The following is a 14,009-nucleotide window of genomic DNA, read 5'->3' as shown; positions in this document are numbered from 1 at the left end:
CGCCGCGACTCTATTTGAGCGATACGCAGGCCCGGGGGCATTCGTTGACAGTGCGCCGACGTTTACTACTCAGGCTGCCGGCGCGCCTTGAGATCGGTTCGGGCGCCTTGGCCGGGTCGCTGCCAGTTGTCGATGGTGTCGAGCAGCCATCCCGGGTGGCTGTGGACCTGATCATCGGGGAGATCGCCGCCGGCGTCGTCGGTCAACACGCCGTCCGGGTCTGGGAGGCGGTTCTCGTGGTGATAGCGCAGCACCGTTCCGTAGGACAGTCCACGCCGGCGGGCGAACCCGCGTAGGGAGAGCAGCCTGAGCACGCGCCAACTTTACAATACTTTTGACTATACAATCAGAACATTGTAAAGTCGGCGCGGTGGTACCCCATCCCACGGAGGAGTGCGAAATGGCCACAGTGAAGGCCCTGACTGACGAAGAGATCTACTACACCCTCGCCAAACTGATGACCGGCGACGACGACGTCGACGGGATCGCGATCGACGACATCGAAGCCGACGACACCGGCGTCGATGTGATCCTGACCGACGACGACGGCGAGCAGCGCCGAATCACCTTGAACATCGCAGCCAGCTAGTCCACGGTGGTCTTCAGTCGAGGCATGGCCAAAATCCCCTCGGCTGAAGACCACCACCAAGCATCGCCGGAATGTCACACCCGCGGAGGAGCATCGAATCCATGAGCAACACACCGGATGCAGGCCCGGCACGTTATGGCTGGTGTGACACCCGAGACACGCATGACGGACGGTACGACCACCCCAGGCAACCGACCTGCCGGAACTTCGTGTCAGACGCCGAGCACACCGCCCGACTGATGGCCGAGGCTCGCGAACACGATCGCCTCGTGCAGCATCGCTACCCCAACGGAGAGACCAACGCGGCAGCGGCCTACATCGCCGAATACCGCCCCTACTGAGATCAGAGTGAGCGCGCAGTGACTAAGACCGAAGCGGCAGAGATCGTGGCAAATGAGGTGCTGGTGTTCGCGCGCAAACACGGACGCACACCGAACAAGGAACTAGTCGAGGCGCGCATCTCTGAGCTGCGCGGCACCGCGGCCGGTTCGCTACTCGGGGACGCGGCTGAAATCGCCCACTGGCGTACGACTCTCGGCTTTGCGCAGAGGTGGTTCTGACGGTGAGCGCGCATCCCGAGGATCCCGGTCCCATGACGCTCGACGATGTGAGCGCCGTCAGCAACACCCGCGTGCGGCGCCTGCTGAAGTCCGCGCTTGGACAGGGCCTGGAGATCTACATGGCGCGCAACGTCGAACGCTGCTGGACGATCAGCAAGCAGCGTTACGGATCGGAATCTCTCACCGTATACGGGGAAGCCAACAACGCCGCCCACGTCAGCTACGACTCTGGCCGCGGCCGCTGGCTGGAGGACGTCACGCAAGTGCGCGCGTTGGCCATCATGCAGGAAATGGCGCTGCCATGACGACGTCGGCACTGGCTCGGCAGCGCGATGTAGTCGTTCGCGCGTACAACGGCATCGTCCAGCTCAAGAGCTCAACACAGACCGAAGGGCAGAGGTTCCGATGGTGACAAGCAAGGCTGCGCTATGGGTTATCGGCACAACCGCCCCGCTGCTTGGCAGGCTGCGGCCAATCACCAGGCGCGACCGGGCACTGACCGATGAGCTCGACATCCACCGTCTGGGGTCAGGTTCGGTACGGACCGACCGGGAATTGGCCGCCGTGCTTATCGGAGCCATGGAGCACGGTGGCCTGACGGTCAGCGATGTGCTCGACAACCTGCCGATGCACGACGAGTGGACCCGAACGCAGCAGGCAGAGTTCCTGCGCATCGCAGTCTCCATTCATCGCCCCCAGGAACTCGCTCGTGTCGAATCCGCACTACTCGATTACCAGCACCGCGGCCGGCCACCCGGACAGCCCTGACGCCCCTCACACTGCAAACACTGTCAGACCTGCAGGATGATGCGACGATGACCGATACAGAAGGTGGCGTTATGGGGCTGCGCCGGGAGCCCGGCTACCGCGAGCTGGACTGCGAGGAACAGCTACGCGCGGGCAACGCTGTCGATGGGCTGTGCTCAGAAGTGGTGCCCGACAACGTGTTACCGAGAGTAGTGGTGCCGTCGGCACTGGACGATACGACGCGGCAGGTTCTCGAGCTGCGGCGCCGTCATGGCTACCAGGTTCCTGAGTTCTTCGAGCTGAACGGTTACGCCCGTAGCCGGGTCGAAGACGGTGCCGACCCCGATGTGTTCGTGTCGGACTGGCGTGTGGTGAACAGTGACGGCGAGGCGCCACCGCGTCGGCTGTGGACGACCGGAGAGTACGTCGTCTTCGCCGGCACCGCGTTTGTCGGAGTCTTCCTACTTGTGTGCCGCGATCGGAACTCTGCTCGCCGTCTTGGGCTACGGGGTCGGCATCAGCGATGCCGCACTCGGGAAGCTGTTCACCGGTGTTCTCCTGGGAGCGCCGGTGCTATCGGCCGCAGGCAGCGCCGCCACAGTCGTGCGGCTATATCTCGATAACCGCGCAGTGAAGAACCCACAAGTAGGCGCTGAGCGCTACGAGCTGACGCTAGATCAGATCGATGCCATGCGACGGCGCGCAGTGCCGGTCGACCCGCAGTGGCCGGAGATCAGGCTGGCCGCGGTCGCCGAGCACCTCGCGAAGAGGATCGAGGCGTCCACGGCATGGACTGACACTGTGCTCGACGAGCACCGCATCGTGTTCTCGCCCGAGCGGGAGGCCGAGCAGCTCAGGGCGCACGCGATGAGGATCGCATCTATGCGCGCCCGCCTGGGTGAGGCTCCCGCCGGCGAAACCAGTGACCATGAGCAGGCCCGCGCCGCCCTCCGGCTTGAGCACGAGCTGCTCGAACGGATCGTCCAGTCGCTGCACGAACGTGTAGCTGCGCTGTGGTCGTACGCCGTGAACGTCGAAGAGCTATCGAGTCAGATTGCGGCGCTCAGAGCGATCGAGAACTCGATGGCCCTGGCCCCGGAACTCGATGCGCTGGCCAGACAAACCGGCGTCGATGAGCTGGCCACCCGTCAACTGCGCGCGTTGTCGGCTGACGCCGAGACCATTTCAGTGAAGATCGCCGCCATCACGGCGACACTGACCAACGTGCTAGCCCCGGTGAGCGCCAACGAGTCTCGCGACTACATCGACACCGACGATCCCCGGCCAGTTCGGAATAGGCAGGAGGCGCAGGGCCATGCCGATGTGTGACAAACCGATGGGTGGGCCCCCCTCCGACCTGAAGTCCTCGAACAGTTCCGGCAGCATCCAATCGTCCATTAGCGGCATCGAGCGCTGTCCGGGGGCAGATCGCGTGCTCGGATCCTTGCCGCCGACGGCGCGCGTTTGTCGGAGATGTCGACTATAGTAGACATATGTCACGACGGGATACTCCGATCGCCACCCGGCTTCGTGCGGGAGGCGCGGCACAGCACGAATACGCCGTCCCGGATGAGGTCGACGATCCGTTTACTGGATGGACCCAAGCGCGAGTTGGCTGCTATTGGAGCCGATCGCTGCCAGACGGCCGAATTGTGCACATGAGCACCTGGCAGCGCGGAGGTGAAGACGGATATTCGTTGACCATCAACTACCACCCAGTCGAGTACCCCGATCTACCGGCGGCGCTGGCAGCGTTCGAACGGCTAGAGAACGAGGCCAGGGCGTCCAACCCGAAGTCGGAGACACCAACCATCGCAGACGTACGAGCGCGGGTGGAAGGGCGCTGTGAATACGCCGACCTAAAGGCCGACCTAGCGGCTGCCGACATCGACATGGAGATCGCAACGGCGCGGCGCCGCAAGCTATCTGAGCGCATGGACGCACTGTGGAGCGAGGAGGCCGCGGCCGCCGGCTACGTCGGGCGGCTGGAAGGGGAGGAGCAGAGATGAACAGGCAGCAGGCCAGCGCTGTGAAACCGGGTCAGCGCGTCAGCTGGAAATGCGGACGGCTACGCCGATTCGGTCGTGTTCTCGACCAATCGCGTCACCCCGAAGCCGCCGCCGCGAACTGCATTGCCGTGAGCCACAACAATCACGACGTCTCCTGGATAGAGCCACGAAGGCTGAAGCTTGAAGACGAACCACGATCGCGAGAGGCAACGAAGGTTACCCTTCACGCCGTCAGAAGTTGAGAGCCTACTAAACCGGGGAGGTTCCGAAAATGATTGAGCGCCTGTTCTATACGGGGATAAAGAAGTCGGGCACTGCGGGCAGTGGCGCCGTGGAGGATGTGCCACCAGCCGCCCTTACCGAACGTCTCTATGACCAGGGTTGGCGCAAAGCGACGATCAAGACCTGCGACGGTGTACTCGTTGGCGAAATCACTCGGCGTCGCGACGCGCCAAGGTGCCGCACATGGTGGGCCGAGAGATGACCACCGGCATGACGCAAAGGAGATCATGATGACCGCTATCTCGAAGGCCGGTTGGTGCCAGCGGTGCGGGCAGCCCTACACGACGCCGAGCCGACCCACCTGCGAATGTGCCGGCGACCCGCCAGTGCGCTACGACGGAAGTCCCCAGCCGAACTTCCGCCCAGATAAGCGGGCGCATCTGGGGCGGGTTCGAGCGCTGCGCTACGTGCCGAGCGCAGCCGAAATCGCACGGCTTACTCGCTGAACATCAAAGCGGTGCAGGAGGACTCGATGACGACGCGGGCGGTACAGTTCGACCTCTTCGGTGAGATTGAAGCTGCTGAAGATGCGCGCGCTGGCGCCGCGCGCGACGCGTCCTCAGCAGCCAGTCGCTTCCTCACCGAGACACCGTGGCCGGGCCTCATTGGCTGGTGGCTGCACTCGGATGCGATCGAGCGCAAACTTGATCGCGGGGAGGCGAAGGCGAGCTTCCGTCGAGGGCCGGCCGGCAAGCCCGGTTGGGCGTGGGCGATCTGGCATGACGGCCTGAGATTCGAAGCTGGTGACACTTGGCTGGGCTGGGATCAGCGGCCACGCTGGTGCATCCCATGGCCGGAGCTGCATCGAGTCCGCGACTCGCGCCCTGAGGTAACCGCACGATTGCACCAGCTCGCTGACGGACGCGGACACCCCAATTCGATCGGATGGCGCTGGTGGCTTGACCCATTCGTACTTCACCCGGACGGCTGGCATTCCAGCTACTTGGAGTGTGAGCAGCGGGCGGACTGGTATGACGGCTGCGCGCGCCCTGAGACCGCATACAGCGACCGGCTCGAAGCGTGGCGACTTGCGCTCGGTGTGGTCGAGTCGGCCACCCTTGTGGTCGAGCAGAAGAGTTGCTGATGGCCTGGCGGGCACCGACTGCGACGGCTGTGGCTGTCGTACCCGTGGCGCAGAATCACGGGATATGACGCGGACGCCGACTGATTTCCCGACCCGAGCGCGGTACTACCGCGGCCGTGCCGCCGAGTACCGGGAAGGCGGGGATGCTGTACAAGCCCAGCAGTGCGAGGAGTTCGCGCGGCGTTGCGACGCGCTCGCGGCGAGGCGTTCCTGATCGGCTGCTGTAGCGTCGATCATGGGTTGTCGCAGGTGCGCCCCCAGATCCCCTCGAATGGAAGCGCCTGCGACACCCGCCACGGTCCGCCGGTAGCCCACGGCGTGGGCCCCGGGTCGGGGTGCGAACGTCGCATCCGGGCGCGGCACATAGAAGCTTGGCCGACCGAGCGTCCGATACTGGACGACGGTCGTAGACGCTAGCCGGTTCCCGGCCCGGCTCCTCTTGAGACGGCACTGCCGGGAATCGACGATCGAACGTATGAACCTGTCCTTCTTACGCCGAAAGCATCCGTCACTATCCATACCGTCGCAGCCACGAGTACGTCGGATGATCAGTGTTGCTCGGCAGCGAGACGGCGTCTACGCGTTGCCCGAGGCCGACTTCGCGCCCGAGACCTCGGGGACGTCCGACATCAGCATGCCGATCGCCGTCACAGAGCTGGGTGATGACGTCGTGTGGCGACCTGAGGCCGACCTGTGGCCGCATCTGCACCTTGGCGGCGTCGTTGGGAGCGGCAAGACGATCACGGCCCAGAACATCGCGGTGGCGGCCGCTCGTGCGCGTTGGCGGGTTCACATCCTGCGGCAGTTCGACCGCGAATATGGGGAGTTCCTCGGTTGGCCCGGCGTCGAGGTGGCGACCACGCCGACCGAGCACAGTGCACTGCTGCAGCGAAGCGTCGACCTGATGTATCCCCTTCCGGCGGCGCCGCTTCTGGTGGTCGTCGACACCGTGAAGGGGATCGTCGACGGGATCGGGGACAGCTGCCGGGGCCCGCTGCGAAGGATTGCCGTGGATGGCCGGGTCAACCAGGCCCACCTGGTCCTGGTTGCTGACCCCACCGCGCCTGACCCCGTGCCCGAGGTGACTGAGCTGCTGTGCCGGATGACGGTGATACCGCCGAGCTGTCGCCGTCCGCGGGGCGACCTGATGCGGTGGCGACCGGGGCAGGCCTCTGCAGGGTTGCTGCAGCGGTAGCTGCCGGGCGTCATGGTCCTGTTGAAAACAGGTATGGCGGGTTGAACGATCGAGAACATGGACCTGGCTGCGAGCGCTGTCGACATCGTCGACCTGGACCAGCCGGCCGTGCAAGAGGTCAATGAGTGCGCCTGCGGCATGCGGCGGACGGTGTTGCGGTCGTGGGAGCTTTCGCCGGCTCCCGGGCGTGCGTTAGCGCGGCTGCGTGAAGCGCATCGTGAGGAGTACGAGCACTACCTTGACCAGGAGCGTGCTTCGGCGCTGGCTGTGTTCGAGGAGAAGTGGAGTGCGCATCTGGCTGGCGACCACGGTGGGCGTCATGGCTGAGGTCGGGCAGGGGGCGCTGGACCTGTGGCCGCGCGCGCATGATCTGCCGCCACGGTGGGACGGGCTGCCAGTGCAGTGGGGATCCTGGTCGAGCACCGGCGAGGTGTTCATCTGCCCACCAAGGCGAGTGCGGCCTGAGTCGTGCGATCGCTGCGGGTCCACGGATACGCGGATGATCAACGTTGGACGTGTTTGGACGGATCCGGACACCGCCCCGCCGGCGATCGGCCGGGCACGGTTGCGAAGGGGCCGCCATCCAGTGGGGGTGCTATCGGCGTTCCGGTGTCCGGGCTGCGGGCACGACAGTGTCCTCGACCCGAATGGGCAGCTGTGGGACTTGGATGACACGGATTACACCGATAACGGGTCGTGGAATGTAAATACCTGTGGCACAGGTGGTTCAGGTAAGGCGCAAGGGGGCCGCGGCCATGGCCGATGAGGCGATTCGGTTGCCGGCCGCGGTGTGGCTGGACTCCATGCGCATCGACTGCACCAACGACGACGGCCCCGAACCACAACTGTTGGCCGAGTGGTCCTGCGTCGACGGCTGGGTGGAAATCTCCGTCCCTGTGGACCTCGGGGCACTCGGGGAGACGGTGACGGTGCGGTTCCCCGGCTGAGCCTGTCACGATTTCTGTGTAAGTCAGAGGTGATTTGACTACGAGTTGTATTCTAGCACAATGGGATTCGCCCAGGGAATAGTCTGGCGAGTGTGTTGAGCGCCACAGTCCAGTTGTGCGTTCCAGTACCCGAATAGCCTCCTCTCTCGCTGGAGATGTTGCGCAGCCCGAGGTACAGCAACTTCATCGCGGCGTCCTTGTCCGTGAAATGACCACGGTTCTTGGTGATCTTGCGCAACTGGAAGTTGATCGACTCGATCGCATTGGTGGTGTAGACGATCTTGCGCAACTCCACCGGATAGTCCAGGAACGGAACGAATTCCCCCCAGGCGTTGTGCCACACGTCAATTGCACCCGGATATTGGGCGCCGAATTGCTGGTCGAACTCCTTGAGTGCGAGTTCGGCTCCATCGACGGTCGGCGCACTGTAGATCGCCCGCATCGCGGTGGCGACCTTCTTGCGGTCCTTATAAGACACGAAGCGCATCGCATTCCTAATGACGTGCACGACGCAGGTCTGCACCACGGTATCGGGATAGATCGAGCGGATCGCATCAGGCAGACCGGTCAGCCCGTCGCAGCAGGCGATGAGGATGTCGCGCACCCCGCGGTTGCGCAGGTCGATGACGACCTTCTGCCAGAACTTCGCCCCCTCGGAGTCCTGGATCCAGCAGCCCAAGGCGTGTTTGCGGCCCTCCAGATCCACGCCAATGGCCAAATAGGCGACCTTGGTGGTGATGACCCCGTTGTCGCCGATCCGCAGCCGCAGCCCATCGATGTAGAGGATCGGGTAGACCTCATCGAGCGGGCGGGCCTGCCAGGCCTTGATCTCATCGACCACCACCTCGGTGATATTGGAGATCAACTCCCGCGACACCGACGCCCCATAGACCTCCTGCAGGTGGGCTTCGATATCGCGGGTGGTCATTCCCCGTGAATACAGCGACAACACCACCGAATTGATGTTGTTGAGCCGGCGGGTCTTCTTCGGCACAATCGCCGGCTCAAACGAGCCGTTGCGATCACGCGGCGCATCGATCTGCACCGGGCCGTTGACGGTGGTCACCGTTTTCGGCGTGGTGCCGTTGCGCGAATTTCCCGATCCGCGTCCGGCCGGATCGCCGGCCTCATAACCCAGATGGTGGGTTAGCTCCGCATTCAGCGCCCGCTCCAGCACGGCCTTAGTCAGCTGGTTCAGCAAACCGTCCGCGCCGTCGATCGGGGTCCCGGTCTTCACCGCATCCTTAATCAACGAGTCCAGCGTCTCTTCGGTGAACATCTCGGCCAGCCGCCGCGCCGCGGTCGTCTCCTCAGCCGGCATCTGCATGGTCTTGGTCACAAAACACTCCTTCTGTCCGCCCAACGGCGGTCCGATGATGGACCACCCCGGACTTACACAGATGGAATGACACGCCCCCCCGGCTGGCTGATCCCAGGCACCACCCAACCACGTTCCGTTGTGGATGTGGGATACGAACTCATCGCAAGGCAAGCAACGAGCGGCGTCAGTCGCAGACCGGATACTCCCACGCCGGCGACCGAGGTGAGGCTACATGCGCGGGATCGAACAACCGACCCGAAACACAAGCCAGGAAAGGCGGTTTGATGAACATCCACGTACATGCGCCGGACGGCGGAGGTATCCCCGGAGCGCTTTGCGAACAAGACGGCGACCTCACAACGTTTCGTCAGGACGTCACCTGTCCCGACTGTGACGACATCCTCGACGCCGACTACACCATCGGCGACTGGCCAAAGCTGACCCACGGCTTCGCCGAGCAGCTCCGCGCGCGACAGCAACTGTGGACGCGTGCGCGATCGCCACGACGTACCCCGGGTGCTCATCGCGGCCACAAACCGGAAACAGGGAAGAGGCGGACCTGTGCATGACCAGACCTCGAATCGGGCAGACGGAGATCCCACTGGGACATTTCCTCATCTAAACCCCACCTGGGGCCGAGTCCCATCAGGAGAAGGTGAACATTCATGACCGCACTTTTCGACGGCTTCAGGGTCGCGTGGTGCAACACGACGTGGTTAGGGGAGCAGAGATGAACGCAACTGAAGACGGTACCGAGCCCCTGGGTGAGGCTCCACCAGAACTCTCCGGGCAATGCGGCCCGGAACTGAAGGACTTTGTGCGCCAGGCGATACCGCTGAGTATTGATGGTAGACGGGTGCAGACAGTGTGGGTACCTGCGCAGCCCACGGTCTGCCCACACTTGGTGATCGCACCAGCGGTGGGGTGCAGCAAGGACGATGGCAATCTGCGATTCCGCGGAACGCTTGCCTTGACGCACACGCACACCGGCGCGCAGCTCGTTGAAAGCACCTATGTGAGCGGCCTGGAGAAACTGGCCGCCGCGCTCAAACACTTCGACTGGGATTTCGACACGCGAAACCACTTCGCCAGACCGGAGAACGCAGACCTGGCCGACGCTGTCCGCGCAGCCATCCGAGACTGGCAAATGGATGAGGGCTACAGCGGCCCCGTGTCGCTGTGGGGCGATGATGAAGACAAGCGCGCCGCACGCGAGCGTGAACCCGCGACGACGCTGCTGCGGGAGCAATTGGACTGGTGGCCAGCGCAATACAAGTCGATCCGCGAACGCGAATTGATCGCCAAGAACCGGGAGGCTTGGCATGAGGCGATCTCATGCAGCGTCAACGGCTGGGGAATGACGTATCTGCTGGCTGTGCTGCAGCGTGTCGGCCCAAAGGTCGCCGACATCGCGGCGCGCCGTCTCGTTGCAGAGTTCGACGCGGGCGATGGTCTGGGCGAATGGGTGTTTCAGTGGAGTCAGGAACTGGATTCCGGAAGGCCTCTGACGCTTCACGGCATTCCGGACGTCGATCCGCTAGCCCAGTTCGAGGCAAGCGCATGAATCGGCCGTACCCGCTACAGGCGCGGGCTGACCATCGGACTGCCGGCGCTGCGCAGAACTCAACGGCAGTGAGGGGTATCTGAAAGTGGTCCGCAGGTATCGCTTTCGGCTGCTTGATGATTCGCCGGGAGGGAAGCGGTGAGTACCGCCACATCCATCGAATGGACCGAAGCCACGTGGAACCCGACAACTGGTTGTGACCGAATTTCACCTGGGTGCGATCGCTGCTACGCGATGACGATGGCCCGTCGACTCAAGGCGATGGGATCGGCGAAGTACCAGAATGACGGCGATCCACGCACGAGCGGTCCCGGATTCGAAGTGACAATGCATCAAGAATCGGTGCTGGATCCGATCGTCAAGTGGCCACGCAAGAGTCAAATGGTGTTCTTGGACAGCATGTCTGACGTCTTCCACGCGCGCGTCGCCGCTGACTTCCAAGGGAAGATCTTCGCCACGATGGCACTCACTCCGCAGCACAGCTACCAAGTACTAACGAAACGACCGGGCCGGATGCGCGAGCTTCTCGCTCACGGGGGCCGAGTCCACAAGGCGATGATGCAGGCACTGTGGGATCTCCGTCGAAACGGCCCGAACATCCCGGCATGGAACATCCGATGGTTGTTCGAGCGGACCGACGGGGAATGCCCGTGGCCCCTGCCCAACGTGTGGCTAGGAACCTCGATCGAGTCAGATGACTACACCGGGCGCGCCGACGATTTACGGGAGACCGCGGCCTCGGTCCGGTTCTTGTCGCTGGAGCCGCTACTGGGCGCGTTGCCCAGCTTGGACTTGAATGGGATCGACTGGGTGATTACCGGTGGCGAATCCGGTCCTGGCGCTCGCCCGATGGATCCGCAATGGGCGCGCACGATTCGAGACCATTGCCTAGCCAACGGTGTTGCGTTCTTGCATAAGCAAAACGGTGAATGGGCAAGCACCAGACGTTACGGTGTCGGGGTTCTCGACGGTCCTCGGATCTATGGCTCAGCAACGCAAGATGCCCCCCATGGATTCGTATTACGCGAGATCCTCCAGCGGGTCGGCAAGAAGACGGCTGGCCGCGAACTGGACGGCCGAACATGGGACCAGTTCCCAACGCCGGTAGGCGGGGGCAAGCGCCCCTCGCAATCCGTAATCACCAACGCCGCAGGGAGAGTGGGTGAGGCATGACCGGATTCTTGGATCGGCCGAAAGGCACGCTAGAGGACGCGATCGCGGCGGGGGATTTCGATGCAGTGGCGCATTGGGCCCGATATCTCGATGAATGCAACCACATCCATATGGGCTCGCTGCTCGGTGTGTGCCGGGTCGTCGAAGAGATCGGCTATGTACTGTCGGGAACCCGATACGAGGAGACGGAAAGCGTATGGAACGTGGCTGCGCGGATCGCCCGCGAGCGCGGCGCCGGCGCCCTCGTTGATGAGGTGCAGGCCGGGTATGAGGCCGGAATGCGTGAAGCTGAAAGCAGTTTCGCATGCATGGCGGACTTGCCGGAGGGCGCTGGCCGTGGCTGACCTCGTCGGTATCGTCTCGGCCCATCCCGCTGCTGTGCTAGCCGGTGTCGCTGCTGGCCTGGTCGCCGCCGCGGTGCTGAGAATCATCCGCCGCGTACGGCGGCTACTGGTGAGCGCCGCGGTGCTCGCGCTGGCCGGTGGCGCCGGCGCCGGCGGGACGTCTGAGTTCCTGCACGCTGTCGCTGGTTGGCGATGACCCGGGTGGACGCGGATGGATGAGCTCAAGACGTCCTACCGTGTTGTAGGCCAGGACAAGGTCGACGAATTCGCGGCGCTGTGTTGCGCCCTGGGCGTACGGCCACACCAATTGGTCAGTTTGTTAGTCGCTGAGGGAATCGCGCGGTATCGCGAGGATCCGGCCACCGAGGAATTGGTGCGGTTGGTGTGCGACGGCCGGCGCCAACATCGTCGACAGCAAGAGATCAATAAGCTGAACCAGCTATTGGAGTCCAGCTGAATCGAAAGAGGAGCAAAGGGGAGTGGCCGTAACCGAAGTTGTGGTGTTGACCGGGGCTGGGATCAGCGCCGAGTCCGGACTCCCGACGTTCAGCGGCGCCGACGGTCTCTGGGAAGGTCATCGCCGCGAGGACGTGGCGACACCGGACGGTTTCGCCGCCGACCCGGTCACCGTGCAGCGGTTCTACAACCGACTGCGCCGCCGTCTGCACGAGGTGGAACCCAACGCCGCGCACCACTCGCTGGCGCGCCTGCAGCGCCACCTCGGCCCGCGCATGCACCTGGTCACGCAGAACATCGACGATCTGCATCAACGTGCCGGCACAGTCGAGGTGACCGCGATGCACGGCGAGCTACGCAAGATCCGCCACGTCGACACCGGCCAGGTGCTGGAGTGGCCGCACGACGTTGTCGAGACCGATACGCAGTGGCGACCGCACGTGGTTTGGTTCGGCGAGCGCACGATCGGCCTGGACATGATCGTAGAAAAGCTCGCTACCGTAAGTGTTTTCGCGGCGATCGGCACCTCAGGAACGGTGTATCCGGCCAGCCAATTCGCCGCGATCGCGAAGGCCGCCGGCGCCGAGACCTACGAGATCAACCAGGTCGCCACCGACGGCGGGCGGTTCGATCACCACTGGATTGGCCCGGCGACACGCCGAGTTCCCGAGTTCGTCGAGCACCTCATCCAGCGAGCCTGACCCAGCTGTCCCCGATCGGCGGCGGCGTGAAGTGATCGACACCTGGGCCCGACAGAGGCGACAATCACACATGTGTTCGAAGAATGGCCGGTCGCGATGCACCCTCCGACGCGTCGAGTGGTGGATCCGCCGAAACCTGTGGTGGTGGATCTGAGCCTGCTGATCACCAACCCTGATGACGCGTTCCGTCGCGATGAGGTGGCGATGCGCGTGAAGACCGAAGGCCTGGTCTTTCGCGGTCAGGTTCCCGGCCGCCTGCATGCCTGGGCGCAATCGGCTGCCGGCGGATGGCTGGCGCTGGTGAGCTGCGAGGTTCCCACCGGGAACGGCCGCGGGAAGCTCGCGATGTCGCAATGGTGTCCGGCCAGAGCGGTGCGACCAGCCAGCACCGACAACGACCAGGGGGCGCGTCGCTGACTTCGCGACGTAGTGTCACCTCATATGAGCAGGAGAGGGAGGCGGAGATGACCAGTGGATTCGACGACGAGGCACAGTGGTCTGTGCCGGTGACCCAGCTGGCCCAGCTGCCATCGCAGCATGCCGTGCAGCTGGTCTCGCTGCCGCCGCAGCAGGCTCGGCAGTGGCCTGGTGGATCCGGGCCCGAGACTGCGGGGCAGACTCCGCCGGCCTGACTCGCACCAGCGGGTCGTGTGGCTATCGTCGGCGCTGGTGTTTGTCGATCCACGCCAGACCGCCGCGGTCGAGCAGCATGCGGGCTCGGGTGACGGCGACGTAGGCGACCATGGCGGACGGACGTGGGTCTTCACCGCCGCCGCAACGTCTACTATAGACGACATTTCGAGTGTCGGGTATAGTAGACGCATGCCTGATCATGGTGCTCCTGCCGCCGCTGGCGCCGCAGGCATGACCCCACGACGTGGGGCCGGCTTGTCACTCCCACGAGCGGGGCCGACTGGATCATCATCTCGACGACAACAGACACCAAGATCTACATGCTCCGGATCGAACCGGCACCGGCGACCCGCATGTAATCCGTCGTGCCCGAAGGCGCTATGGGCATCGTTGACAACAACGCG

Annotated in this window: 21 protein-coding genes; 19 read left to right on the top strand and 2 right to left on the bottom strand. The window is 64.0% G+C overall.

Features of this window, described 5'->3' with window-relative positions; translation table 11 throughout:
* Positions 1-65: 65 nt before the first annotated feature.
* Complete coding sequence (locus AB8998_RS29730; RefSeq protein WP_369741929.1) at positions 66-314, bottom strand: hypothetical protein; 249 nt, start codon at positions 312-314, stop codon at positions 66-68.
* A gap of 86 nt (positions 315-400) precedes the next feature.
* Between AB8998_RS29730 and AB8998_RS29725 the strand changes: the two genes are divergently transcribed.
* The 10 genes from AB8998_RS29725 to AB8998_RS29680 all read left to right on the top strand — a co-directional run bounded on the left by AB8998_RS29725 (position 401) and on the right by AB8998_RS29680 (position 7,413).
* Complete coding sequence (locus AB8998_RS29725) at positions 401-589, top strand: hypothetical protein (protein ID WP_005113535.1); 189 nt, start codon at positions 401-403, stop codon at positions 587-589.
* Between the two features lie 359 nt (positions 590-948).
* A complete protein-coding gene (locus tag AB8998_RS29720; RefSeq protein ID WP_369741928.1) occupies positions 949-1,149 on the top strand; it encodes a hypothetical protein in 201 nt (66 codons plus the stop codon).
* A gap of 32 nt (positions 1,150-1,181) precedes the next feature.
* Complete coding sequence (locus tag AB8998_RS29715; protein WP_369741927.1) at positions 1,182-1,454, top strand: hypothetical protein; 273 nt, start codon at positions 1,182-1,184, stop codon at positions 1,452-1,454.
* Between the two features lie 100 nt (positions 1,455-1,554).
* Entirely contained in the window at positions 1,555-1,917 is a 363-nt protein-coding gene (locus tag AB8998_RS29710; protein ID WP_369741926.1) for a hypothetical protein, read from the top strand.
* Positions 1,918-2,394: 477 nt separating this feature from the next.
* Positions 2,395-3,225, top strand: a complete 831-nt coding sequence (locus AB8998_RS29705) for a hypothetical protein (protein WP_369741925.1) — start codon at positions 2,395-2,397, stop codon at positions 3,223-3,225.
* 368 nt (positions 3,226-3,593) lie between these two features.
* Entirely contained in the window at positions 3,594-3,905 is a 312-nt protein-coding gene (locus AB8998_RS29700) for a hypothetical protein (RefSeq protein ID WP_369741924.1), read from the top strand.
* 754 nt (positions 3,906-4,659) lie between these two features.
* Positions 4,660-5,271: a hypothetical protein gene (locus AB8998_RS29695; protein ID WP_369741923.1), complete on the top strand. Its 612-nt coding sequence runs from the start codon at positions 4,660-4,662 to the stop codon at positions 5,269-5,271.
* 544 nt (positions 5,272-5,815) lie between these two features.
* Complete coding sequence (locus AB8998_RS29690; protein WP_369741922.1) at positions 5,816-6,466, top strand: hypothetical protein; 651 nt, start codon at positions 5,816-5,818, stop codon at positions 6,464-6,466.
* A gap of 57 nt (positions 6,467-6,523) precedes the next feature.
* The gene (locus AB8998_RS29685) at positions 6,524-6,793 is read left to right on the top strand and encodes a hypothetical protein (protein ID WP_369741921.1); all 270 of its coding nucleotides are present in this window, start codon (positions 6,524-6,526) and stop codon (positions 6,791-6,793) included.
* A 386-nt stretch (positions 6,794-7,179) separates the two neighbouring features.
* Positions 7,180-7,413 (top strand): hypothetical protein, encoded by a 234-nt coding sequence (locus AB8998_RS29680; RefSeq protein WP_369741920.1) that lies wholly within the window; start codon positions 7,180-7,182, stop codon positions 7,411-7,413.
* A 52-nt stretch (positions 7,414-7,465) separates the two neighbouring features.
* On the opposite strand, the gene AB8998_RS29675 is transcribed toward AB8998_RS29680, so the two are convergent.
* Positions 7,466-8,701, bottom strand: coding sequence for an IS256 family transposase (locus AB8998_RS29675; RefSeq protein ID WP_369741377.1), 1,236 nt, complete (start codon positions 8,699-8,701; stop codon positions 7,466-7,468).
* A 317-nt stretch (positions 8,702-9,018) separates the two neighbouring features.
* On the opposite strand from AB8998_RS29675, the gene AB8998_RS29670 reads away from it, so the two are divergent.
* The 9 genes from AB8998_RS29670 (at position 9,019) to AB8998_RS29630 (ending at position 13,604) form a co-directional block, all read left to right on the top strand.
* Positions 9,019-9,303: a hypothetical protein gene (locus AB8998_RS29670; protein ID WP_369741919.1), complete on the top strand. Its 285-nt coding sequence runs from the start codon at positions 9,019-9,021 to the stop codon at positions 9,301-9,303.
* Between the two features lie 161 nt (positions 9,304-9,464).
* The gene (locus AB8998_RS29665) at positions 9,465-10,298 is read left to right on the top strand and encodes a hypothetical protein (RefSeq protein WP_369741918.1); all 834 of its coding nucleotides are present in this window, start codon (positions 9,465-9,467) and stop codon (positions 10,296-10,298) included.
* A 138-nt stretch (positions 10,299-10,436) separates the two neighbouring features.
* Positions 10,437-11,471, top strand: coding sequence for a DUF5131 family protein (locus AB8998_RS29660; RefSeq protein ID WP_369741917.1), 1,035 nt, complete (start codon positions 10,437-10,439; stop codon positions 11,469-11,471).
* Positions 11,468-11,815 carry a hypothetical protein gene (locus tag AB8998_RS29655; protein WP_369741916.1) on the top strand — a complete coding sequence of 116 codons (348 nt, stop codon included), beginning with the start codon at positions 11,468-11,470 and terminating at the stop codon, positions 11,813-11,815. The genes AB8998_RS29660 and AB8998_RS29655 overlap by 4 nt, the downstream gene beginning before the upstream one ends.
* Positions 11,808-12,011: a hypothetical protein gene (locus AB8998_RS29650; RefSeq protein ID WP_080711211.1), complete on the top strand. Its 204-nt coding sequence runs from the start codon at positions 11,808-11,810 to the stop codon at positions 12,009-12,011. The genes AB8998_RS29655 and AB8998_RS29650 overlap by 8 nt, the downstream gene beginning before the upstream one ends.
* Positions 12,012-12,026: 15 nt before the next feature.
* Positions 12,027-12,272, top strand: coding sequence for a hypothetical protein (locus AB8998_RS29645; RefSeq protein ID WP_369741915.1), 246 nt, complete (start codon positions 12,027-12,029; stop codon positions 12,270-12,272).
* Between the two features lie 22 nt (positions 12,273-12,294).
* Positions 12,295-12,972: a Sir2 family NAD-dependent protein deacetylase gene (locus tag AB8998_RS29640; protein ID WP_369741914.1), complete on the top strand. Its 678-nt coding sequence runs from the start codon at positions 12,295-12,297 to the stop codon at positions 12,970-12,972.
* Between the two features lie 144 nt (positions 12,973-13,116).
* Complete coding sequence (locus AB8998_RS29635) at positions 13,117-13,389, top strand: hypothetical protein (protein ID WP_369741913.1); 273 nt, start codon at positions 13,117-13,119, stop codon at positions 13,387-13,389.
* A 47-nt stretch (positions 13,390-13,436) separates the two neighbouring features.
* The gene (locus tag AB8998_RS29630) at positions 13,437-13,604 is read left to right on the top strand and encodes a hypothetical protein (RefSeq protein ID WP_369741912.1); all 168 of its coding nucleotides are present in this window, start codon (positions 13,437-13,439) and stop codon (positions 13,602-13,604) included.
* The last annotated feature ends 405 nt before the right edge of the window (positions 13,605-14,009 follow it).

It is taken from the genome of Mycobacterium sp. HUMS_12744610, from assembly GCF_041206865.1.
Classification (GTDB): domain Bacteria; phylum Actinomycetota; class Actinomycetes; order Mycobacteriales; family Mycobacteriaceae; genus Mycobacterium; species Mycobacterium servetii.
The sequence above is the reverse complement of the archived record's forward strand: the minus strand, read 5'-3'. Positions and strand labels throughout refer to the sequence as shown.